The organism is Streptococcus mitis (assembly GCF_965111725.1).
Classification (GTDB): domain Bacteria; phylum Bacillota; class Bacilli; order Lactobacillales; family Streptococcaceae; genus Streptococcus; species Streptococcus mitis_DV.
Map to the genome: position 1 here is coordinate 497379 of NZ_OZ217341.1, position 21817 is coordinate 519195.

General features: G+C 41.2%; 23 protein-coding genes. 20 read left to right on the top strand and 3 right to left on the bottom strand.

Features of this window, described 5'->3' with window-relative positions; translation table 11 throughout:
* Window positions 1-13 precede the first annotated feature (13 nt).
* The gene (locus ACLV7Q_RS02625) at window positions 14-709 is read right to left on the bottom strand and encodes an ABC transporter ATP-binding protein (RefSeq protein ID WP_050073389.1); all 696 of its coding nucleotides are present in this window, start codon (window positions 707-709) and stop codon (window positions 14-16) included.
* Between the two features lie 4 nt (window positions 710-713).
* Entirely contained in the window at window positions 714-1079 is a 366-nt protein-coding gene (locus ACLV7Q_RS02630) for a GntR family transcriptional regulator (protein ID WP_218757427.1), read from the bottom strand.
* A 139-nt stretch (window positions 1080-1218) separates the two neighbouring features.
* Between ACLV7Q_RS02630 and nrdR the strand changes: the two genes are divergently transcribed.
* From nrdR to ACLV7Q_RS02720, 18 genes are all read left to right on the top strand, one after another.
* A complete protein-coding gene (nrdR, locus tag ACLV7Q_RS02635) occupies window positions 1219-1692 on the top strand; it encodes a transcriptional regulator NrdR (RefSeq protein WP_001203672.1) in 474 nt (157 codons plus the stop codon).
* Window positions 1693-2862: a DnaD domain protein gene (locus ACLV7Q_RS02640; protein ID WP_218757428.1), complete on the top strand. Its 1170-nt coding sequence runs from the start codon at window positions 1693-1695 to the stop codon at window positions 2860-2862.
* Window positions 2863-3759: a primosomal protein DnaI gene (gene dnaI / locus ACLV7Q_RS02645; RefSeq protein WP_218757429.1), complete on the top strand. Its 897-nt coding sequence runs from the start codon at window positions 2863-2865 to the stop codon at window positions 3757-3759.
* Complete coding sequence (locus ACLV7Q_RS02650; RefSeq protein ID WP_218757430.1) at window positions 3756-4469, top strand: NADPH-dependent oxidoreductase; 714 nt, start codon at window positions 3756-3758, stop codon at window positions 4467-4469. Before dnaI ends, ACLV7Q_RS02650 begins: the two co-directional genes overlap by 4 nt.
* 13 nt (window positions 4470-4482) lie before the next feature.
* Window positions 4483-5793: a ribosome biogenesis GTPase Der gene (der, locus tag ACLV7Q_RS02655; RefSeq protein WP_001207696.1), complete on the top strand. Its 1311-nt coding sequence runs from the start codon at window positions 4483-4485 to the stop codon at window positions 5791-5793.
* Between the two features lie 81 nt (window positions 5794-5874).
* Window positions 5875-6210 (top strand): hypothetical protein, encoded by a 336-nt coding sequence (locus tag ACLV7Q_RS02660; protein WP_218757431.1) that lies wholly within the window; start codon window positions 5875-5877, stop codon window positions 6208-6210.
* A 139-nt stretch (window positions 6211-6349) separates the two neighbouring features.
* Entirely contained in the window at window positions 6350-7141 is a 792-nt protein-coding gene (locus ACLV7Q_RS02665; RefSeq protein ID WP_000701267.1) for a hypothetical protein, read from the top strand.
* Window positions 7134-7775: a hypothetical protein gene (locus ACLV7Q_RS02670; RefSeq protein WP_218757446.1), complete on the top strand. Its 642-nt coding sequence runs from the start codon at window positions 7134-7136 to the stop codon at window positions 7773-7775. Before ACLV7Q_RS02665 ends, ACLV7Q_RS02670 begins: the two co-directional genes overlap by 8 nt.
* 3 nt (window positions 7776-7778) lie before the next feature.
* A complete protein-coding gene (locus ACLV7Q_RS02675) occupies window positions 7779-8429 on the top strand; it encodes an ATP-binding cassette domain-containing protein (RefSeq protein WP_218757432.1) in 651 nt (216 codons plus the stop codon).
* A 10-nt stretch (window positions 8430-8439) separates the two neighbouring features.
* On the top strand, window positions 8440-8727 hold the full coding sequence (locus ACLV7Q_RS02680; RefSeq protein ID WP_218757433.1) for a hypothetical protein: 288 nt from the start codon (window positions 8440-8442) through the stop codon (window positions 8725-8727).
* 145 nt (window positions 8728-8872) lie between these two features.
* Window positions 8873-11386 (top strand): preprotein translocase subunit SecA, encoded by a 2514-nt coding sequence (secA, locus tag ACLV7Q_RS02685; RefSeq protein WP_218757434.1) that lies wholly within the window; start codon window positions 8873-8875, stop codon window positions 11384-11386.
* Window positions 11387-11466: 80 nt separating this feature from the next.
* A complete protein-coding gene (locus ACLV7Q_RS02690; protein ID WP_218757435.1) occupies window positions 11467-12498 on the top strand; it encodes a 3-deoxy-7-phosphoheptulonate synthase in 1032 nt (343 codons plus the stop codon).
* A 1-nt stretch (window position 12499) separates the two neighbouring features.
* Complete coding sequence (locus ACLV7Q_RS02695) at window positions 12500-13531, top strand: 3-deoxy-7-phosphoheptulonate synthase (RefSeq protein ID WP_218757436.1); 1032 nt, start codon at window positions 12500-12502, stop codon at window positions 13529-13531.
* A gap of 45 nt (window positions 13532-13576) precedes the next feature.
* Complete coding sequence (gene acpS, locus ACLV7Q_RS02700) at window positions 13577-13939, top strand: holo-ACP synthase (protein ID WP_218757447.1); 363 nt, start codon at window positions 13577-13579, stop codon at window positions 13937-13939.
* Window positions 13929-15032, top strand: coding sequence for an alanine racemase (gene alr, locus ACLV7Q_RS02705; RefSeq protein WP_218757437.1), 1104 nt, complete (start codon window positions 13929-13931; stop codon window positions 15030-15032). Before acpS ends, alr begins: the two co-directional genes overlap by 11 nt.
* A gap of 18 nt (window positions 15033-15050) precedes the next feature.
* A complete protein-coding gene (gene recG, locus ACLV7Q_RS02710) occupies window positions 15051-17066 on the top strand; it encodes an ATP-dependent DNA helicase RecG (protein ID WP_218757438.1) in 2016 nt (671 codons plus the stop codon).
* 1647 nt (window positions 17067-18713) lie between these two features.
* Window positions 18714-19196 (top strand): PaaI family thioesterase, encoded by a 483-nt coding sequence (locus ACLV7Q_RS02715; protein WP_218756974.1) that lies wholly within the window; start codon window positions 18714-18716, stop codon window positions 19194-19196.
* A gap of 150 nt (window positions 19197-19346) precedes the next feature.
* Window positions 19347-20327, top strand: a complete 981-nt coding sequence (locus ACLV7Q_RS02720) for an acetylxylan esterase (protein ID WP_218756973.1) — start codon at window positions 19347-19349, stop codon at window positions 20325-20327.
* A 237-nt stretch (window positions 20328-20564) separates the two neighbouring features.
* Here the strand turns inward: ACLV7Q_RS02720 and ACLV7Q_RS02725 are convergent, their stop codons facing one another.
* Window positions 20565-20735 (bottom strand): hypothetical protein, encoded by a 171-nt coding sequence (locus tag ACLV7Q_RS02725; RefSeq protein WP_218756972.1) that lies wholly within the window; start codon window positions 20733-20735, stop codon window positions 20565-20567.
* A 293-nt stretch (window positions 20736-21028) separates the two neighbouring features.
* On the opposite strand from ACLV7Q_RS02725, the gene ACLV7Q_RS02730 reads away from it, so the two are divergent.
* On the top strand, window positions 21029-21256 hold the full coding sequence (locus ACLV7Q_RS02730) for a hypothetical protein (protein ID WP_050234264.1): 228 nt from the start codon (window positions 21029-21031) through the stop codon (window positions 21254-21256).
* Window positions 21257-21543: 287 nt separating this feature from the next.
* A complete protein-coding gene (locus ACLV7Q_RS02735) occupies window positions 21544-21726 on the top strand; it encodes a YSIRK-type signal peptide-containing protein (protein ID WP_100127745.1) in 183 nt (60 codons plus the stop codon).
* The last annotated feature ends 91 nt before the right edge of the window (window positions 21727-21817 follow it).

Here is a 21817-nt window from a genome sequence, read left to right on the forward strand (position 1 = left end):
TAATCTCCTTTGTTTAGGCCTTAAATTCCTGACGGAAGAGTTGATCAATGGATTCACCTGACTCATAGCGAATATCGTCTACATTGCCTTGACGAACGACTTTTCCGTCTTTGAGGAAGACAATTTCATCCAAGATTGGCTCGATATCTGAAATCAAGTGGGTAGAAATCAAAACGGTAGAAGTTGGGGAGTAGTTGTTGATGATGGTATTGAGGATATAATCACGGGCTGCTGGGTCCACCCCACCAATGGGTTCGTCCAGAACATAGAGGCGAGCATCACGGCTCATAACCAAAATCAGTTGTACCTTTTCCTTGTTTCCTTTTGATAGTTTCTTGAGACGACTATTTTCATCAATGCCCAGGTCTGCAAGTAGATGATGGGCGCGTTCAAGATTGAAATCTTTATAGAAGGTCTTGAAGTAGGTTAGGGCTTCTTTGACCTTCATTTGTTCATTGAGATAGGTCGTATCCGGCAAATAAGCTACGATGGCCTTGGTTGCTGGGCTTGGATCCATGTCGTTGATCAGGACACGTCCTTGATCTGGTTGTAAGAGGCCATTGATTAGTTTAATCAATGTTGTTTTTCCTGAGCCGTTTGGACCGAGAAGACCAACGATTTTTCCAGCTGGTATCTCAAGGGAAACATTTTCAAGGGCTGGGGTTGCTCCATAAGATTTGGATACATTTTCAAATGCTAGTAATGACATAGGCTTAAACTCCTTTAATATAATCACTGACTACGCCTGGTAGTTCTTCTTTTTCATAGCCAAAATGGGTCATGGAGGAAACGAAGTGTTCCAATTCTTCTTCCGATAATTGTTTGCGTGATTGGGCGATCAGTTCCTTATCCTCAGTTACAAATCGTCCAGTTGTTCGCTTGCTGTAGACAAATCCTTCTCGTTCAAGGTCTGACAAGGCTCTTTGGATGGTGTTGGGATTGACACCGGCCTCGCTCGCTAGCTCTCTCACGGTTGGAAGTTGTTGATTGGCTTCCAGTGTATGGGAAACAATCTGAAGCTTGATTTTCTCCATAATCTGTAAATAGATGGGTTTTTTGTTGTCAAATGTCCAAGACATCTTGGTCTCCTTTCTTTTATCTCTTTGTCTTAATTAAATAATACAACAAAACAAAAAACTTGTCAAGCAAAAAGAAGAATTGTTTTGGGAATCGTTTAAAAAATGGTATAATGAAAAGAAAACGATAAGGAGGGAAAGGATGCGTTGTCCAAAATGTGGGGCTACCAAGTCAAGTGTTATCGATAGTCGCCAAGCAGAAGAAGGGAACACTATTCGTAGAAGACGTGAGTGCGATGAATGCCAACACCGTTTTACAACCTACGAACGAGTAGAAGAAAGAACCTTGGTGGTTGTTAAAAAAGATGGCACACGGGAACAATTCTCCAGAGATAAAATCTTTAATGGGATTATCCGCTCAGCCCAGAAACGTCCTGTGTCAAGTGATGAAATTAACATGGTAGTCAATCGTATCGAACAGAAACTCCGTGGTCGAAATGAAAATGAAATTCAAAGTGAGGACATTGGTTCACTCGTCATGGAGGAGTTGGCTGAGTTAGATGAGATTACCTATGTACGTTTTGCCAGTGTCTATCGTAGTTTTAAGGATGTCAGTGAGTTAGAGAGTTTGCTCCAACAAATCACCCAGTCCTCTAAAAAGAAAAAGGAAAGATAAATGAAGCCAATTGACCGTTTTTCTTATCTAAAGAATAATCGGGTGTCGCAAGATACCTCATCTCTGGTACAGTGCTACCTCCCGATTATCGGTCAGGAGGCACTGAGCCTTTATCTTTATACGATTAGTTTTTGGGATAATGGTAGAAAAGAATATCTTTTTTCAAGTATCCTCAATCATCTCAACTTTGGGATGGACAGACTGATAAAATCCCTGAAAATCCTATCTGCTTTTAATCTCTTAACCCTCTATCAAAAGGGGGATGTTTATCAGCTAGCCCTCCATGCTCCTCTTTCAAGTCAGGATTTCTTGGAACATCCTGTTTATCGCAGACTTTTGGAGAAGAAGATTGGTGATGCAGCTGTGGAGGATTTGAAAGTTGAGAATGCTGAGGGAGAAGAAATACCTGTCTCACTCAATCAAGTCTTTCCGGACTTGGCAGAACTGGGAAGTCAAGAAGACCTTGGTCTCAAGAAGAAAGTGGCCAACGATTTTGACTTGGAACATTTTCGTCAGCTTATGGCTAGAGATGGGCTTCGCTTTGCGGATGAGCAGTCCGATGTCTTAAACCTCTTTGCCATCGCCGAGGAGAAGAAATGGACTTGGTTTGAGGCCTATCAATTGGCTAAGTCAACAGCTGTTTCCCAGGTTATTTCAACCAAACGCATGCGTGAAAAAATTGCTCAAAAACCTGTTTCCTCTGACTTTAGTCCTAAGGAAGCAACCATTATAAAAGAATCCAAAAGTAAAACTGCCCTGCAGTTCTTGGCAGAAATCAAGCAAACACGCAAGGGAACCATCACCCAAACAGAAAGAGAACTCTTGCAACAGATGGCTGGCTTGGGCTTGCTGGACGAAGTCATCAATGTCATTCTCTTATTGACCTTTAATAAGGTGGATTCAGCAAACATCAATGAGAAATATGCCATGAAGGTAGCTAATGACTATGCCTATCAAAAGATTCATTCGGCAGAAGAGGCAGTTTTGCGAATCCGTGAGCGAGGGCAGAAGAGTCAGGCTCAAAAAAGCAGTAAACCCAGTCCTACCCAGTCCAATGTACCCAAGTGGAGTAATCCAGATTACAAGAATGAAACCAGCGAGGAAACTCGTCTGGAACTAGAACGTAAGAAACAAGAACTATTAGCTCGATTAGAAAAAGGAGGAGATTAGATGGAAAGTGTCGGAGACGTACTCAAACATCAACCCAGCCGTTTTCATTATCAAGATTTGGTCCAGAAAATCATGAAGGACCCTGATATTACGGCCTTTATCCAGCAAGAATCCTTGACTCCAGAGGAATTAAATCGCAGTATCTCCAAGTTTAATCAATATATCACCGAGCGCGACAAGTTTCTCCGTGGTGATACGGATTATATTGCCAAAGGCTACAAGCCGATTTTGGTTATGAATCATGGTTATGCGGATGTTTCTTACGAAGAAACTCCTGAACTAATTGCGGCTGAAAAAGAAGCGGCTATTAAGAACCGTCTCAAGTTAATCAATCTGCCAGCCAGTCTCAAGAAAGCTAGTTTGGCTCAAGTAGATTTGGATGATTTGGGACGCTTGCCAGTTTTTGAAAAGCTATTAGCCTTCGTGGAGCAATATCCAACTATTCGAAAAGGTCTTTATTTATATGGAGACTTTGGTGTGGGTAAAAGTTTCATGGTGGCTGCCTTAGCCCATGATTTGTCAGAAAAACGTGGTGTTTCCTCCACTCTCCTCCACTATCCAAGCTTTGTCATCGATGTCAAAAATGCTATCGGTGATGGCAATGTTAAGACCTTGGTGGATGAGCTTAAGCTTTCTGAAGTCCTGATTTTAGATGACATTGGTGCCGAGCAGTCAACAGCTTGGGTGCGTGACGAAATCCTGCAGGTCATTCTCCAATATCGGATGCAGGAAGATTTACCGACCTTTTTCACATCTAACTTCAACTTTGAAGATTTGGAGTTGCATTTCGCTAAAGGGAAGCATGGAAATGACGAAACCTGGGAGGCCAGACGCGTCATGGAACGCATCCGTTATTTGGCTGAGGAGACTCGTTTAGAAGGAGTAAACCGTCGATGACAGAAACGATTAAACTGATGAAAGCTCATAAGTCTGTTCGAAGATTTAAGGAGCAAGCCCTTCCTCAGGAAGACTTGACTGAAATCCTGACAGCAGCCCAAATGGCCTCGTCTTGGAAGAATTTCCAGTCCTACTCTGTGATTGTGGTACGAAGTCAAGAAAAGAAGGATGCCTTGTATGAATTGGTGCCTCAAGAAGCCATTCGCCAGTCAGCTGTTTTCCTTCTCTTTGTTGGAGATTTGAACCGAGCAGAAAAGGGAGCCCAGCTTCATACCGATACATTCCAACCTCAAGGTGTGGAAGGTCTCTTGATTAGTTCGGTCGATGCGGCTCTTGCTGGTCAAAATGCCCTGCTGGCAGCTGAAAGTTTGGGCTATGGGGGAGTTATCATTGGCTTGGTCCGTTACAAGTCAGAAGAAGTGGCAGAGCTCTTTAACCTGCCTGACTACACCTATCCTGTCTTTGGGATGGCGCTAGGTGTGCCAAATCAACATCATGATGTGAAACCAAGACTGCCACTGGAGAATGTTGTCTTTGAGGAAGAATACCAAGAACAGTCAACTGAGGCAATCCAAGCTTATGACCGTGTACAGGCTGACTATGCTGGGGCGCGTGCGACCACAAGCTGGAGTCAGCGCCTAGCAGAACAGTTTGGTCAAGCAGAACCAAGCTCAACTAGAAAAAATCTTGAACAGAAGAAGTTATTGTAGAAAGTGAGAAATTATGGCCCTACCAACTATTGCCATTGTAGGACGTCCCAATGTTGGGAAATCAACCCTATTTAATCGGATCGCTGGTGAGCGAATCTCCATTGTAGAAGATGTCGAAGGAGTGACACGTGACCGTATCTATGCAACGGGTGAGTGGCTCAATCGTTCCTTTAGCATGATTGATACAGGAGGAATCGATGATGTCGATGCTCCTTTCATGGAACAAATCAAGCACCAGGCAGAAATTGCCATGGAAGAAGCAGATGTTATCGTCTTTGTCGTGTCTGGTAAGGAAGGAATTACCGATGCAGACGAATACGTAGCCCGTAAGCTTTATAAGACCCATAAACCAGTTATCCTTGCAGTTAACAAGGTGGACAACCCTGAGATGCGAAATGATATCTATGATTTCTATGCCCTCGGTTTGGGTGAACCCTTACCTATCTCATCTGTCCATGGTATCGGTACAGGGGATGTGCTAGATGCCATCGTAGAAAATCTTCCAAATGAATATGAGGAAGAAAATCCAGATGTGATTAAGTTTAGCTTGATTGGTCGTCCAAACGTTGGAAAATCAAGCTTGATCAACGCTATCTTGGGCGAAGACCGTGTCATTGCCAGTCCTGTTGCTGGAACAACTCGTGACGCCATTGATACCCACTTTACAGATACAGATGGTCAAGAGTTTACCATGATTGATACGGCTGGTATGCGTAAGTCTGGTAAGGTTTATGAAAATACCGAGAAATATTCTGTCATGCGTGCCATGCGTGCTATTGACCGCTCAGATGTGGTCTTGATGGTCATCAATGCGGAAGAAGGCATCCGTGAATACGATAAGCGTATTGCAGGATTTGCCCATGAAGCTGGTAAAGGGATGATTATCGTGGTCAACAAGTGGGATACGCTTGAAAAAGACAACCACACTATGAAAAACTGGGAAGAAGATATCCGTGAGCAGTTCCAATACCTGCCTTACGCACCGATTATCTTTGTATCAGCCTTGACCAAGCAACGTCTCCACAAACTGCCTGAGATGATTAAGCAAATCAGTGAAAGTCAAAACACACGTATTCCATCAGCTGTCTTGAACGATGTGATTATGGATGCCATTGCCATCAACCCAACACCGACAGACAAAGGGAAACGACTTAAGATTTTCTATGCGACCCAAGTGGCAACCAAACCACCAACCTTTGTTATCTTTGTCAACGAAGAAGAGCTTATGCACTTTTCTTACCTGCGTTTCTTGGAAAATCAAATCCGCAAGGCCTTTGTCTTTGAGGGGACTCCAATCCATCTTATCGCAAGAAAACGTAAATAAAAAAGTAGAATCTGGAATGACATTTCCAGATTTTTTTGATATAATAAAATAATAGAAAACGCTATCAAAAAGGAGGTGTCGATGAAACATTTGTTTAAATTTATAATCTTATTTCCCTGGTTTTACTTTTTCAGCTGGATTGAAAAGGATAATAGAGAAAGTAAATTTTTCCCAATTTTTTACTATTTTTACTGGTTTTACATCCCCCTCTATGCTCTTTTTAGCCTTGCTTGGACAGTTGTTTCAGTTCTGTTTTTCAATATCGTCTTGAGAAATTTGACAGATATCAAGTTATGGGGCATTTGGTTTCTTTTTATTCTGCTAGCTATTGGTCTGAATGGGTTAACTTATTCCTGTTTCAAAAAAATGCTTCGCTTGAGACGGGAACTAGGGAAATCTAAAGGTGGAAGGCATTGATTTATACTCTTCGAAAATCAAATTCAAACCACGTCAACGTCGCCTTGCCGTACTCAAGTACAGCCTGCGGCTAGTTTCCTAGTTTGCTCTTTGATTTTCATTGAGTATTATATTACTTTCTATTTGTAGGAGGTGGCTTATGAAGATTCCTCTCTTAACTTTGGCAAGGCATAAATTTGTTTATGTCTTGCTTACTTTGCTTTTTCTTGCTTTGGTTTATCGTGATGTTTTGATGACTTATTTCTTTTTTGATATTCATGCGCCCGATCTAGCTAAATTCGATGGACAAGCAATTAAAAATGACTTATTAAAATCAGCATTAGATTTTCGTATTCTCCAGTTCAATCTAGGTTTTTATCAATCATTTATTATTCCAATCATCATTGTTTTGCTAGGTTTTCAATATATTGAGCTGAAAAATAAAGTTTTACGATTGAGTATTGGAAGAGAAGTGAGTTATCAAGGGTTAAAAAGAAAGTTGACTTTTCAACTTGCAAGTATCCCTTGTGTGATATATTTAGTGACTGTGCTGATAATTGCAATTTTAACTTATTTCTTTGGGACTTTTTCTCCTCTTGAATGGAATTCTCTATTTTCTGATGGGAGTAGTTTACAAAGGCTCCTAGATGGAGAGATAACAAGCTATTTGTTCTTTACTTGTGTCCTACTAATCGGTATTTTCATCAATGCAGTCTATTTTTTTAAAATAGTTGATTATTTAGGGAATGTGACTCGTTCGGCAATTGCCTATTTGATGTTTCTTTGGCTTGGTTCTATGATGCTCTATAGTATCTTGCCATACTATATGGTTCCTATGACGAGTTTGATGCAAGCTAGCTATGGGGATGTAAGTTTGATGAGACTCTTTACTCCTTATATCCTTTATATTGTCCCCTATATGGTACTTAAAAAATATGAAGATAATGTTTAAGAACTTTAACAATATTTGGCTAAAGAGAAAGATCGTTTTACTACTTCGTATAGTTCTGATGATGATTTTGATTAACTATCTATTGTCAATAGCGGTTCAAAAGCAGGATGTTTTTCTCTTTTTCAAGAGGGAATTGATTTCAATCTTTTCCTATAATGACTATTCTGAAGCGAATTTAGAAATCCCCAAACTCTTGTTAAATCTTTCGCTTTTCATGGTAGGATGGCTCTCTGTCATTTTACTTGAAACTGATTTGGCAGACCATTACCATCACTTGATCCGCTATCAATCAACCTCCTTTTTCGATTATACAAGGAAACGATTGGTTGTCATCTCTAAATTTTTTATTCAAGATTTATTTGTCTGGTTCCTTGGTTTACTTCCGCTAGGAATTCATTTCAAAACAGTCGCACTTTTCTTTTTACTTGCTCAGTTAATGATCTTGTACTTACTACTGTCTTATCTGATAGCACTTATTAGTGCGGGCGCTGGTTTTTCCTTTTTTCTCTATTTTTTAGCATTTGTGGGACAAGAATGGATGATGGATCATATTGTAACAGTTTATTTACTACTCCAAAGTTTATTAGTTATCTTGATTGTTAGTCGCTTGGAAGAGAAATTTAAGAAAGGATAAACGATGAGACTTGAAATTATAAATGGACAGAAAATTTATGGGAAAAGACCTATTTTAAATGAGTTAAATCTGGTCTTTCAATCAGGAAATATTTATGGTCTTAAAGGTGATAATGGATCTGGTAAGACAGTTCTTTTAAAGATACTTGCTGGTTATATTAAGCTTGATAAAGGAAAAGTTCTTCAAGATGGGGAAGTCTACGGGATAAAAAATCATTATATTCAGGATGCAGGGGTTTTAATTGAAAAAGTCGAGTTTTTATCTCATTTATCCCTGAGAGAAAATTTGGAACTGTTAAGATATTTTTCATCTAAAGTTACGGAAAAAAGAATTGCCTATTGGATTCAATACTATGATTTACAGGAATTTGAAGACGTTGAATACCGTCATTTATCCTTAGGAACAAAGCAAAAAATGGCTTTGATTCAAGCCTTTATTGCCGAACCATCTATACTCTTTCTCGATGAACCTATGAATGCTTTAGATGAGAAGAGTGTGAGGTTAACCAAGCAGGTCATTTTATCTTACCTGAAAAAAGAAAATGGTCTGGTTATCCTGACGTCGCACATATCAGAAGATATTTCAGACCTTTGTACAGATGTATTAGTTGTCGAAAATGGACACATACAATATTTAAAGGATATACAAGCTTAGGAGGTGGCTTATGGCACATCTAAAATCATTTATTACACGCTATTCTAAGGTCTATATTGGTTTAGTTCTGTTGATCTGGATTGCTTTCTTCTTTGTTCCTTGGGATAAACCAGTTCTGGGAATATCTATCAATCTCTTAATCATGCAGAAAGTTTTACTAGTTTTTGGTATTCTGTCTATTTTGATGGCCTTGCTGTCCAAGAAAGTCAGTCTCTTTGTTTTTGGATTGATCTGCTGTTTTTCTCTTTGGATAAATCTATTTATCCTATTTGCCATTTTGCCGATTTTTGGCAATTAAACCAACATAAAAGTCAGAGAGGTTAGCTTGGGAACTAGCCTCTTTTTCCTTTTCAAAATGGGGATTCTTCCTTGAAAATAATCAGTAATTGTGCTAAAATTAAAAGAACATTCTAAAATATTCGGAATTTAAAGTAAGGAAAAACATGGCTAATATTTTAAAAACAATTATCGAAAATGATAAAGGAGAAATCCGTCGTCTGGAAAAGATGGCTGACAAGGTTTTCAAATACGAAGACCAAATGGCTGCTTTGACAGATGACCAACTAAAAGCAAAAACAGTTGAATTTAAAGAACGTTATCAAAATGGAGAATCGCTGGATTCATTGCTTTATGAAGCATTTGCGGTTGTCCGTGAGGGTGCCAAACGTGTCCTAGGTCTCTTCCCATATAAGGTTCAGGTCATGGGGGGAATCGTTCTTCACCATGGTGACGTGCCAGAAATGCGTACAGGGGAAGGGAAAACCTTGACTGCGACTATGCCCGTATACCTCAATGCCCTTTCAGGTAAAGGGGTTCACGTAGTTACGGTCAATGAATACTTGTCAGAACGTGATGCGACTGAGATGGGTGAATTGTACTCATGGCTTGGTTTGTCAGTAGGGATTAACTTGGCTGCCAAATCTCCAATGGAGAAAAAAGAAGCCTATGAGTGTGATATTACTTACTCAACCAACTCAGAAATCGGATTTGACTACCTTCGTGACAACATGGTCGTTCGCGCTGAAAACATGGTACAACGTCCGCTCAACTATGCCTTGGTCGATGAGGTTGACTCTATCTTGATTGACGAGGCTCGTACACCATTGATTGTATCAGGTGCTAATGCGGTTGAAACCAGTCAGCTCTACCATATGGCAGACCACTATGTAAAATCTTTGGACAAAGACGACTACATCATCGATGTGCAGTCTAAGACTATTGGTTTGTCTGATTCAGGGATTGACAAGGCTGAAAGCTACTTCAAGCTTGAAAACCTCTATGACATCGAAAACGTAGCTCTGACTCACTTTATCGATAATGCCCTTCGTGCTAACTACATCATGCTTCTCGATATTGACTATGTGGTGAGCGAAGAGCAAGAAATCTTGATTGTCGACCAATTTACAGGTCGTACCATGGAAGGTCGTCGTTATTCTGATGGATTGCACCAAGCTATTGAAGCTAAAGAAGGTGTGCCAATCCAGGATGAAACCAAGACATCTGCCTCAATCACTTACCAAAACCTTTTCCGTATGTACAAGAAATTGTCAGGTATGACGGGTACAGGTAAGACTGAGGAAGAAGAATTCCGTGAAATCTACAACATTCGTGTGATTCCAATCCCAACAAACCGCCCTGTTCAACGTATTGACCACTCAGACCTTCTTTATGCAAGTATCGAGGCTAAGTTTAAGGCGGTTGTCGAAGACGTTAAGGCTCGTTACCAAAAAGGTCAGCCTGTCTTGGTTGGTACAGTAGCGGTTGAAACTAGTGACTACATTTCTAAGAAATTAGTCGCAGCTGGCGTTCCTCACGAAGTCTTGAATGCCAAAAACCACTATAGAGAAGCCCAAATCATCATGAATGCTGGTCAACGTGGTGCTGTTACTATCGCAACCAACATGGCCGGTCGTGGTACCGACATCAAGCTTGGTGAAGGGGTTCGCGAATTAGGTGGACTTTGTGTGATTGGTACAGAACGTCATGAAAGTCGTCGTATCGATAACCAGCTTCGTGGACGTTCAGGTCGTCAAGGAGACCCAGGTGAGTCACAATTCTACCTCTCTCTTGAAGATGACTTGATGAAACGTTTTGGTTCTGAACGCTTGAAGGGAATCTTTGAACGCTTGAATATGTCTGAAGAGGCGATTGAGTCTCGTATGTTGACGCGTCAGGTTGAAGCAGCTCAGAAACGTGTCGAAGGAAATAACTACGATACCCGTAAACAAGTCCTTCAATACGATGATGTCATGCGTGAACAACGTGAGATTATCTATGCTCAACGTTACGATGTCATCACTGCAGACCGTGACTTGGCACCTGAAATTCAGTCTATGATTAAACGCACGATTGGTCGTGTCGTTGATGGTCATGCACGTGCAAAACAAGATGAAAAACTAGAGGCAATTTTGAACTTTGCTAAGTACAACTTGCTTCCTGAAGATTCTATTACGATGGAAGACTTGTCAGGCTTGTCTGATAAGGCCATCAAGGAAGAGCTCTTCCAACGTGCCTTGCAAGTTTACGATAGTCAGGTTTCAAAACTACGCGATGAAGAAGCAGTTAAAGAATTCCAAAAAGTCTTGATTCTACGAGTGGTAGATAACAAGTGGACAGATCATATCGATGCCCTCGATCAATTGCGTAACGCTGTTGGACTTCGTGGCTATGCTCAGAATAACCCTGTTGTTGAGTATCAGGCAGAAGGTTTCCGTATGTTTAATGACATGATTGGTTCGATTGAGTTTGATGTGACACGCTTGATGATGAAAGCACAAATTCATGAACAAGAAAGACCACAGGCAGAACGCCATATCAGTACAACAGCGACTCGCAATATCGCTGCTCACCAAGCAAGTATGCCAGAAGATTTGGATTTGAGCCAGATTGGACGCAATGAACTTTGCCCATGTGGTTCTGGGAAGAAGTTTAAAAACTGTCACGGTAAAAGACAATAAAATGAGATAGTTTAGAGGCGGATACCTTGTGAAAAGTAAATTTTTACTTGGTATCCGTTTGCTTTATAAGGAGATGAGTTATGGTATTTACAGCAAAAAGTCCTAAAATCAATATTGAAGAAGTTCGTGCCTTGTCAAAATTAGAAGGCCAAGCTTTGGAGAGAAAATCACAGCGCGATCAAGAGCTAGAAGCTATCATACGTGGAGAAGACCAGAGAATTCTCTTGGTAATCGGACCATGCTCATCTGACAATGAAGAAGCTGTCCTTGAGTACGCTAAGCGTTTGGCAGCTTTGCAAGAAGAAGTAGCAGACCGTATCTTTATGGTTATGCGTGTTTATACTGCCAAACCCCGTACCAACGGAGATGGATACAAGGGCTTGATTCACCAGCCTAACGCGACAGAAGCACCAAGCCTCATCAACGGAATCAAAGCTGTGCGCCATCTTCACTATCGTGTCATCACAGAAACAGGCATGACAACAGCTGATGAAATGCTTTATCCTGAAAATCTTCCGCTTGTAGATGATTTGATTTCTTATATGGCGGTTGGTGCCCGTTCGGTTGAAGACCAGCAACACCGCTTTGTGGCAAGTGGGGCAGGATTTTCTACTGGTTTTAAAAATCCAACCTCTGGAAATCTCAATGTCATGTTTAATGGGATTTATGCTGCTCAAAACAAACAAAGTTTCCTTTTCTTAGGAAAAGAAGTAGAAACAACTGGGAACCCGCTTTCACACGCTATTCTTCGTGGTGCTCTTAATGAGTATGGAAAAAATATTCCCAACTACTATTATGACAATTTAATTGATACCATTGCCCAGTATGAGAAAATGGGCTTGGAAAATCCTTTTATCATCATTGATACCAATCATGACAATTCTGGTAAGCAGTATATTGAACAGATCCGAATTGTCCGCCAGACCTTGATTAACCGTGCTTGGAATGAAAAAATTAAGCAGTTCGTTCGTGGTTTTATGATTGAGTCTTATCTGGAAGATGGTCGACAAAATGAGCCAGAAGTATTTGGCAAGTCTATCACAGACCCTTGCCTGGGTTGGGATAACACAGAAGCTCTTGTCAGAGAAATTTACAAAACGTTAGGAGAATAAGATGGCATTTATTGAAAAAGGTCAAGAAATCGATATGGAAGTCATCAAGGCTGAAACCCAATTGTCTGCGGAAGCCTTGAGACTCAAGGAAAGCCGTGACAGGGAATTGGCAGATATTATTTCAGGGGAAGATGACCGTATTCTCTTGGTGATTGGTCCTTGCTCTTCTGATAATGAAGAGGCGGTCTTGGAATATGCTCGCCGTTTATCCGCCTTGCAAAAGAAGGTAGCGGACAAGATTTTCATGGTCATGCGCGTGTATACTGCTAAGCCTCGTACTAACGGAGACGGCTATAAAGGATTGGTTCACCAGCCAGATACTTCTAAGGCTCCAAGCCTGATTAACGGCTTGCAGGCTGTGCGCCAGTTGCACTACCGCGTGATTACAGAGACTGGTTTGACAACGGCAGATGAGATGCTTTATCCGTCAAATCTAATCTTGGTGGATGACTTGGTCAGCTATCATGCTGTTGGTGCTCGTTCTGTGGAAGACCAAGAGCACCGCTTTGTGGCTTCTGGGATTGATGCACCAGTAGGGATGAAAAATCCAACCTCAGGAAATTTGGGTGTTATGTTTAACGCCATCTATGCTGCTCAAAACAAGCAAACCTTCCTTTATCATGGGCAGGAAGTTGAGACTTCAGGTAATCCTTTGTCCCATGTCATCCTCCGTGGAGCAGTTAACGAGTATGGCAATTATATGCCGAATTACTACTATGAAAACCTACTCCAAGCCATTGAACGCTATGAAACAATGGGACTTGAAAATCCCTTTATCCTCATCGATACCAACCATGATAACTCCGGCAAGCAGTATATGGAGCAGATTCGAATTGTTCGCCAGACCTTGCAAAATCGTGATTGGAATGAGAAAATCAAAAAGATAGTTCGAGGCTTTATGATTGAATCTTACCTAGCAGATGGTCGTCAAAATCAACCAGAGGTTTTTGGTTGCTCTATTACCGATCCTTGCCTAGGTTGGGAAAATACAGAGGCCTTGGTAGAAGAAATCTATGCTACCTTGACAAAATAAGTGAAAAGGATGGAGTTGGGGGAATCTCAACTCCTTTTGATGAGAATGATAGTTGGACACGGAATTGACATAGAAGAATTGGCTTCGATAGAAAGCGCAGTTACACGACATGAAGACTTTGCTAAGCGCGTGCTGACCGCTAAGGAAATGGAGCGCTTCACCAGTCTCAAAGGACGCAGGCAAATAGAATATTTAGCTGGTCGCTGGTCGGCTAAGGAAGCCTTTTCCAAGGCCATGGGAACGGGTATTGGCAAGCTCAGTTTTCAGGATTTGGAAGTCTTGAACAATGAACGCGGGGCGCCTTATTTTAGTCAGGCACCGTTTTCAGGAAAGATTTGGCTGTCTATCAGCCATACCGATCAGTTTGTGACAGCCAGTGTCATTTTGGAGGAAAATCATGAAAGCTAGTCCACATAGACCAACCAAGGCTCTGATTCATCTGGGAGCTATTCGACACAATATTCAGCAAATGGGGGCTCATATCCCTAATGGGACACTCAAGTGGGCAGTGGTCAAGGCCAATGCTTACGGGCATGGAGCTGTTGCCGTTTCCAAGGCAATTCAAGATGATGTTGATGGCTTTTGCGTTTCCAATATCGATGAAGCCATTGAACTCAGACAGGCTGGACTCAGCAAGCCAATCCTCATTTTAGGAGTTTCTGACATCGAAGCTGTTTCTCTTGCTAAAGAATATGACATCACCTTGACGGTTGCTGGACTGGAGTGGATTCAAGCACTCTTAGATAAGGAAGCGGACCTAACTGGATTAACAGTCCACCTCAAGATTGATTCAGGAATGGGAAGGATTGGTTTTCGAGAGGCTAGTGAAGCTGATCAGGCTCAAGACTTGCTCCAACAACACGGTGTTTGTGTTGAAGGAATCTTTACCCACTTTGCTACTGCAGACGAAAAATCAGATGACTACTTTAATGTCCAGTTAGAACGGTTTAAAACTATTTTAGCTAGTATGAAAGGTCTTCCAGACTTAGTTCATGCTAGCAATTCTGCAACGACTCTTTGGCATGCAGAGACTATTTTCAATGCGGTCCGTATGGGAGATGCTATGTATGGTCTCAATCCAAGTGGAGAGGTTTTGGACTTACCCTATGACTTGAGACCAGCCTTGACCTTGGAATCTGCTCTGGTTCATGTCAAGACAGTTCCAGCTGGAGCTTGTATGGGCTACGGAGCTACCTATCAGGCGGATAGCGAGCAAGTCATCGCGACCGTGCCAATCGGCTATGCGGATGGTTGGACACGTGACATGCAGAATTTCTCTGTCTTGGTAGATGGGCAAGCCTGCCCAATCGTCGGCAGGGTTTCGATGGACCAAATCACCATTCGTTTGCCTAAGATTTATCCGCTGGGAACAAAAGTAACCATGATTGGCACAAACGGTGACAAGGAAATCACTGCTACTCAGGCAGCGACCTACCGCGGAACCATTAACTATGAGGTGGTTTGTCTCCTCAGCGACCGCATTCCGAGAGAATATTATTAGAAAAGAAAGGAGTGGAGCATGAATCTACATCAACCCTTGCATGTCTTACCTGGTGTGGGACCAAAGTCAGCAGAAAAATACGCCAAACTAGGAATTGAAAATTTGCAAGATCTCTTGCTCTACTTTCCTTTCCGTTACGAAGATTTTAAGACCAAGCAGGTGCTGGAACTGGAAGACGGGGAAAAGGCAGTTCTTTCTGGTCAAGTCGTGACTCCTGCCAGTGTCCAGTATTATGGTTTCAAACGCAATCGTCTACGCTTTAGTCTCAAGCAGGGAGAAGTTGTTTTTGCGGTGAATTTCTTTAACCAGCCCTATCTAGCTGATAAGATAGAGTTGGGAGCAACCCTTGCTGTATTTGGAAAATGGGACCGTGCCAAGGCTAGTCTGACAGGGATGAAGGTCCTAGCTCAGGTGGAAGATGACCTCCAGCCTGTCTATCGTCTGGCTCAGGGAATCAGTCAGGCAAGTCTGGTCAAGATTATTAAGACAGCATTTGATCAGGGACTGGACCTCTTGATGGAGGAAAATCTTCCCCAGTCTTTGCTGGACAAATACAAACTTATGTCCCGTTGTCAGGCCGTTCGTGCCATGCATTTTCCTAAGGATTTGGCAGAATACAAGCAGGCCCTTCGCCGTATCAAGTTTGAGGAACTCTTTTACTTTCAAATGCAATTGCAGACGCTCAAGTCTGAAAATAGAGTTCAGGGAAGCGGTCTGGTTCTGAATTGGTCTCAGGAAAAAGTTACAGCTGTCAAAGAAAGCTTGCCATTTGCCCTGACCCTAGCTCAAGAAAAAAGTTTGCTGGAAATTTTAACCGATATGAAGTCGGACCACCACATGAATCGTCTCCTACAAGGGGATGTGGGGAGCGGAAAAACGGTGGTCGCTGGCTTGGCCATGTTTGCAGCAGTGACAGCTGGCTACCAGGCTGCTCTCATGGTACCAACAGAAATCCTTGCAGAGCAACATTTTGAGAGTTTACAGAACCTCTTCCCGGACCTAAAACTGGCTCTCTTGACAGGTTCCTTGAAAGCTGCAGAAAAAAGAGAAATCTTGGAGACTATTGCTAAGGGTGAGGCTGATTTGATTATCGGAACTCACGCTCTGATTCAGGATGGAGTAGATTATGCTCGTCTTGGCTTGATCATTATCGATGAGCAGCACCGTTTTGGTGTGGGGCAAAGGCGTGTTCTGAGAGAAAAAGGCGACAACCCAGATGTTCTCATGATGACGGCGACTCCTATTCCACGGACGCTAGCCATCACAGCCTTCGGAGATATGGATGTTTCCATTATTGACCAGATGCCAGCAGGACGGAAGCCTATTGTGACACGCTGGATCAAGCATGAGCAACTACCTCAGGTTTTGACTTGGTTAGAGGGGGAAATCCAAAAAGGCTCTCAAGCCTATGTCATCTCTCCCTTGATTGAAGAATCAGAAGCTCTGGATCTGAAAAATGCTATTGCCTTATCAGAAGAGTTGACGGCTCATTTTGCAGGAAAGGCAGAGGTGGCTCTTCTACATGGTAAGATGAAGAGTGACGAAAAAGACCAGATTATGCAGGAGTTCAAAGAGAGAAAAACAGATATTCTGGTTTCGACGACAGTTATCGAGGTCGGGGTTAATGTTCCAAATGCGACTGTCATGATCATCATGGATGCCGATCGTTTCGGTCTCAGCCAGCTTCACCAGCTTAGAGGTCGTGTGGGTCGGGGAGATAAGCAGTCTTATGCAGTTCTCGTTGCCAATCCCAAGACGGATTCTGGGAAAGACCGCATGCGCATCATGACGGAAACCACTAATGGATTTGTCCTTGCGGAGGAAGATTTGAAAATGCGTGGTTCTGGTGAGATTTTTGGAACCAGACAGTCAGGACTTCCAGAGTTCCAAGTGGCTGATATTATCGAAGATTTTCCGATTTTAGAAGAAGCCAGAAAGGTTGCTAGCTACATTAGTTCTATTGAAGGCTGGCAAGAGGATCCAGAGTGGCGCATGATTGCCCTTCATTTGGAAAAGAAAGAACATCTGGATTAAGCTTTCTCTAAGGAAAACTTAAGCTAGCTTTCAGGTTTGGCCCTTATACTAGAGTCATCAAAAAGAAACGAGGACTCTCATATGACAGTAACGATTAAAGTAAATTACCCAAGCACTTTCCAAAAGAAGGAAGCAAAAAACTAAGATTGAATAAAGGAAGAAGAGCGAAATGCTCTTTTTTCGTTACACAGAAGCTTGGCAAGAGGATCCAGAGTGGCGCATGATTGCTCTTCATCTGGAAAAGAAAGAACATTTAGATTAAGCTTTCTCTAAGGAAAACTTAAGCTAGCTTTCAGGTTTGACCCTTATACTAGAGTCATCAAAAAGAAACGAGGACTCTCACATGACAGTAACGATTAAAGTAAATTACCAAACCACTTTCCAGAAGAAAGAAGCAACAAACTAAGATTGAATAAAGGAAGAAGAGCGTAACTGCTCTTTTTTCGTTAGCCATACTATGTACATAGAAGCTTGGCAAGAGGAGCCAGAGTGGCGCATGATTGCCCTTCATCTGGAAAAGAAAGAACATCTGGCTTAAGCTTTCTCTAAGGAAAACTTAAGCTAGCTTTCAGGTTTGACCCTTATACTAGAGTCATCAAAAAGAAACGAGGACTCTCATATGACAGTAACGATTAAAGTAAATTACCCAAGCACTTTCCAAAAGAAGGAAGCAAAAAACTAAGATTGAATAAAGGAAGAAGAGCGAAATGCTCTTTTTTCGTTACACAGAAGCTTGGCAAGAGGATCCAGAGTGGCGCATGATTGCTCTTCATCTGGAAAAGAAAGAACATTTAGATTAAGCTTTCTCTAAGGAAAACTTAAGCTAGCTTTCAGGTTTGACCCTTATACTAGAGTCATCAAAAAGAAACGAGGACTCTCACATGACAGTAACGATTAAAGTAAATTACCAAACCACTTTCCAGAAGAAAGAAGCAACAAACTAAGATTGAATAAAGGAAGAAGAGCGTAACTGCTCTTTTTTCGTTAGCCATACTATGTACATAGAAGCTTGGCAAGAGGAGCCAGAGTGGCGCATGATTGCCCTTCATCTGGAAAAGAAAGAACATCTGGATTAAGCTTTCTCTAAGGAAAACTTAAGCTAGCTTTCAGGTTTGCCCCTTATACTAGAGTCATCAAAAAGAAACGAGGACTCTCACATGACAGTAACGATTAAAGTAAATTACCAAACTACTTTCCAAAAGAAAGAAGCAACAAACTAAGATTGAATAAAGGAAGAAGAGCGTAACTGCTCTTTTTTCGTTACACAGAAGCTTGGCAAGAGGATCCAGAGTGGCGCATGATTGCTCTTCATCTGGAAAAGAAAGAACATTTAGATTAAGCTTTCTCTAAGGAAAACTTAAGCTAGCTTTCAGGTTTGACCCTTATACTAGAGTCATCAAAAAGAAACGAGGACTCTCACATGACAGTAACGATTAAAGTAAATTACCAAACCACTTTCCAGAAGAAAGAAGCAACAAAATAATATAAATATAAGAAAGGGCGGAAATGCTCTTTTTATTTTTATGAAATAATCGGCTATAAATCAAACTTAGTCAAGTGATAAAAAGATATTAGTCTTCCAGTCTATTTACTCTTTGACGGAAGCTTGATATAATGACCCCATCTGAATAAGGAGGAGTGAAAAGAATGTTAGAAACAAGAACGATTGCTATCCAGGATAGGTATGGAGAACGCTTCCAGCATTGTTGGGGTTGCGGCCCAAAGAATGATTTGGGTTTACATTTAAAAACCTATCCAAGTCTGGATGGGGAGCGTTGTATTAGTCGGATAAAGCTTGAAAATGCTTATACTGGCGGAATTCCATCAAATGTCTTTGGAGGAATGATAGCGACTATTTTTGATTGCCATGGTACGGCGTCAGCAGCTTGGTTTGCCCATCATCAAAAAGGTTTGGAATTGACAGACGAAACAGTTATCGGTCGCTTCATCACAGCTCATTTAGAAGTTGATTATCTTAGCCCAACCCCAATTGACGATGAAATTGTCGTCATTTCTACTCTGGAGGAATTAGGGGAAAGAAAGGCAATTATTTCTATGGAAATGTCAGTGGCGGGTAAAGTCCGTGCAAAATCCAAAATGGTAGCAGTAGCTGTGAAGGATCATATGTAAGACTGAATACTAGAAGTTTAAGATTACCTTCAGATGATAGCTTTGAAGAAAGAAAGGCTAAATTCACTTTCTATTTACCCTTCTTTCTTGCATTGCTTCCCTAGATATGCTACAGTTGTGGTAGCGATTACAAAATAAAAGGAGCATGCTATGAAAAATCCAACTTTGTTAGAAGAAATCAAGACTTATAAAGGACGGGATGAGGTTCCAGAGGACTTTGATGCGTTCTGGGATGAGGAAGTGAAAAAAGTTTCCACGCTTCCAGCCTACCAGTTGGAGGAAAGAGATTTTCACATCCCTCAAGTCAAGTGCTATGAGTTGACATTTGAAGGAACCAATGAAGGTAAGGTCTATGCACGTGTCGTCCTTCCAAAAAGTGAGGATAAAGTTCCAATGATTTTCCATTTCCATGGTTATATGGGACGTGGCTGGGACTGGACCGACATGCTAGCTTTCACCGTAGCTGGTTACGGTGTTGTTTCAATGGATGTGCGGGGCCAGTCAGGTTATTCGCAAGACGGTTTGCGTTCTCCTCTAGGAAATACGGTTAAGGGACATATTATCCGTGGTGCTGTGGAAGGTCGGGATCACCTCTTTTATAAGGATGTTTATCTGGATATTTACCAGTTGGTTGAAATTATTGCTAATCTGCCTGAGGTAGATGAGAAGCGTCTTTCCAGCTATGGTGCCTCTCAAGGTGGTGCTCTAGCTTTGGTTGCAGCAGCGCTCAATCCTAGAATTGAGAAAACTGTTGCCATCTATCCTTTCTTGTCAGACTTCAGACGAGTGCTTGAAATTGGCAATACCAGCGAAGCCTATGACGAACTTTTTAGATATTTCAAGTTCTACGATCCTTTTCATGAAACAGAGGAGGAAATCATGGCGACCCTTGCCTATATCGATGTGAAAAATCTTGCCCATCGTATCAAGGGTGAGGTTAAGATGATTACGGGCTTGGACGACGATGTTTGTTATCCTATTACCCAGTTTGCGATTTATAACCGTCTGACTTGCGATAAGGCCTATCGCATCATGCCCGAGTATGCTCACGAAGCCATGAATGTATTTGTTAACGACCAAGTCTACAATTGGCTCTGTGGAAGTGAGATTTCTTTTAAATATCTAAAATAAGGAGTCGACTCTAAGCACAAAATCTTAAAAAATACAAACACGCATAGTATCAGGTGTTGAACAAGCTTGATACTATGCGTTTTATTGTGGAAATATTTATAGAATTTTTTGTTGCTAGCTTTGTCAAATTGCTTAAAATAATTTTTTTCAGAAAGCAAAAGCCGATACCTATCGAGTAGGGTAGTTCTTGCTATCGTCAGGCTTGTCTGTAGGTGTTAATACTTTCCAAAAATCTCTTCAAACCAGGCCATCTTCGGCTTGACATATGTATATGTTACTGACTTCGTCAGTTCTATCTGTAACCTCAAAACAGTGTTTTGAGCTGGCTTCGTCAGTTTCATATACAGCCTCAAAACGGTGTTTTGAGCAGGCTACGGCTAGCTTCTTAGTTTGGTCTTTGATTTTCATTGAGTATAAAAACAGATGAATCTCTGTTTTCTTTTTATGGACTATAAATGTTCAGCTGAAACTACTTTCAAGGAGATTATTATATAAAAGAGTTTCTTGAAACTAAAATCTATTATATCACACTGTATTGAAAGCGTTTTAAAAATGAGGTATAATAAATTTGCTAACACTTATAAAAAGTGATAGAATCTTATCTTTATGTATATTTAAAGATAGATTGCTGTAAAAATAGTAGTAGCTATGCGAAATGACAGATAGAGAGAAGGGATTGAAGCTTAGAAAAGGGGAATAATATGATATTTAAGGCATTCAAGACAAAAAAGCAGAGAAAAAGACAAGTTGAACTACTTTTGACAGTTTTTTTCGACAGTTTTCTGATTGATTTATTTCTTCACTTATTTGGGATTGTCCCCTTTAAGTTGGATAAGATTCTGATTGTAAGCTTGATTATATTTCCCATTATTTCTATAAGTATTTATGCCTACGAAAAGCTATTTGAAAAAGTGTTCGATAAGGATTGAGCAGAAAGTATGGTGTAAATAGCATAAGCCGATGTCCAATAATTTGCTTATAAAGAGATATTTTAGTTTAATTGCAGCGGTGTCCTGGTAGATAAACTAGATTGGCAGGAGTCTGATTGGAGAAAGGAGAGGGGAAAATTGACACCGATTTGAGATAGTTTGTTTAGTTCATTTTGTCATTTAAATGAACTGTAGTAAAAGAAGGTTAAAAAAAGACAAACTAAGTGCATTTTCTGGAGTAAATGTCTTATTTCAGAAATCGGGATATAGATATAGAGAGGAACAGTATGAATCGGAATGTTCAAGAACGTAAGTGTCGTTATAGTATTAGGAAACTATCGGTAGGAGCGGTTTCTATGATTGTGGGAGCAGTGGTGTTTGGAACGTCTCCTGTTTTAGCTCAAGAAGGGGCGAGTGAGCAACCTCTGGCAAATGAAACTCAACTTTCGGGGGGGGGAGCTCAACCCTAACTGATACAGAAAAGAGCCAGCCTTCTGAGGAAGGAGAAAATATAACTCTTCCTGCAGAGCATGTAGAGTCTGTTTCAGAGACTGAACTTTC

Bases quoted from the DNA above. Each gene is read 5' to 3' on its own strand.
- ACLV7Q_RS02625 (WP_050073389.1), bottom strand. From the start codon at position 709: ATGTCATTACTAGCATTTGAAAATGTATCCAAATCTTATGGAGCAACC.
- ACLV7Q_RS02630 (WP_218757427.1), bottom strand. From the start codon at position 1,079: ATGTCTTGGACATTTGACAACAAAAAACCCATCTATTTACAGATTATG.
- nrdR (WP_001203672.1), top strand. From the start codon at position 1,219: ATGCGTTGTCCAAAATGTGGGGCTACCAAGTCAAGTGTTATCGATAGT.
- ACLV7Q_RS02640 (WP_218757428.1), top strand. From the start codon at position 1,693: ATGAAGCCAATTGACCGTTTTTCTTATCTAAAGAATAATCGGGTGTCG.
- dnaI (WP_218757429.1), top strand. From the start codon at position 2,863: ATGGAAAGTGTCGGAGACGTACTCAAACATCAACCCAGCCGTTTTCAT.
- ACLV7Q_RS02650 (WP_218757430.1), top strand. From the start codon at position 3,756: ATGACAGAAACGATTAAACTGATGAAAGCTCATAAGTCTGTTCGAAGA.
- der (WP_001207696.1), top strand. From the start codon at position 4,483: ATGGCCCTACCAACTATTGCCATTGTAGGACGTCCCAATGTTGGGAAA.
- ACLV7Q_RS02660 (WP_218757431.1), top strand. From the start codon at position 5,875: ATGAAACATTTGTTTAAATTTATAATCTTATTTCCCTGGTTTTACTTT.
- ACLV7Q_RS02665 (WP_000701267.1), top strand. From the start codon at position 6,350: ATGAAGATTCCTCTCTTAACTTTGGCAAGGCATAAATTTGTTTATGTC.
- ACLV7Q_RS02670 (WP_218757446.1), top strand. From the start codon at position 7,134: ATGTTTAAGAACTTTAACAATATTTGGCTAAAGAGAAAGATCGTTTTA.
- ACLV7Q_RS02675 (WP_218757432.1), top strand. From the start codon at position 7,779: ATGAGACTTGAAATTATAAATGGACAGAAAATTTATGGGAAAAGACCT.
- ACLV7Q_RS02680 (WP_218757433.1), top strand. From the start codon at position 8,440: ATGGCACATCTAAAATCATTTATTACACGCTATTCTAAGGTCTATATT.
- secA (WP_218757434.1), top strand. From the start codon at position 8,873: ATGGCTAATATTTTAAAAACAATTATCGAAAATGATAAAGGAGAAATC.
- ACLV7Q_RS02690 (WP_218757435.1), top strand. From the start codon at position 11,467: ATGGTATTTACAGCAAAAAGTCCTAAAATCAATATTGAAGAAGTTCGT.
- ACLV7Q_RS02695 (WP_218757436.1), top strand. From the start codon at position 12,500: ATGGCATTTATTGAAAAAGGTCAAGAAATCGATATGGAAGTCATCAAG.
- acpS (WP_218757447.1), top strand. From the start codon at position 13,577: ATGATAGTTGGACACGGAATTGACATAGAAGAATTGGCTTCGATAGAA.
- alr (WP_218757437.1), top strand. From the start codon at position 13,929: ATGAAAGCTAGTCCACATAGACCAACCAAGGCTCTGATTCATCTGGGA.
- recG (WP_218757438.1), top strand. From the start codon at position 15,051: ATGAATCTACATCAACCCTTGCATGTCTTACCTGGTGTGGGACCAAAG.
- ACLV7Q_RS02715 (WP_218756974.1), top strand. From the start codon at position 18,714: ATGTTAGAAACAAGAACGATTGCTATCCAGGATAGGTATGGAGAACGC.
- ACLV7Q_RS02720 (WP_218756973.1), top strand. From the start codon at position 19,347: ATGAAAAATCCAACTTTGTTAGAAGAAATCAAGACTTATAAAGGACGG.
- ACLV7Q_RS02725 (WP_218756972.1), bottom strand. From the start codon at position 20,735: ATGAAAATCAAAGACCAAACTAAGAAGCTAGCCGTAGCCTGCTCAAAA.
- ACLV7Q_RS02730 (WP_050234264.1), top strand. From the start codon at position 21,029: ATGATATTTAAGGCATTCAAGACAAAAAAGCAGAGAAAAAGACAAGTT.
- ACLV7Q_RS02735 (WP_100127745.1), top strand. From the start codon at position 21,544: ATGAATCGGAATGTTCAAGAACGTAAGTGTCGTTATAGTATTAGGAAA.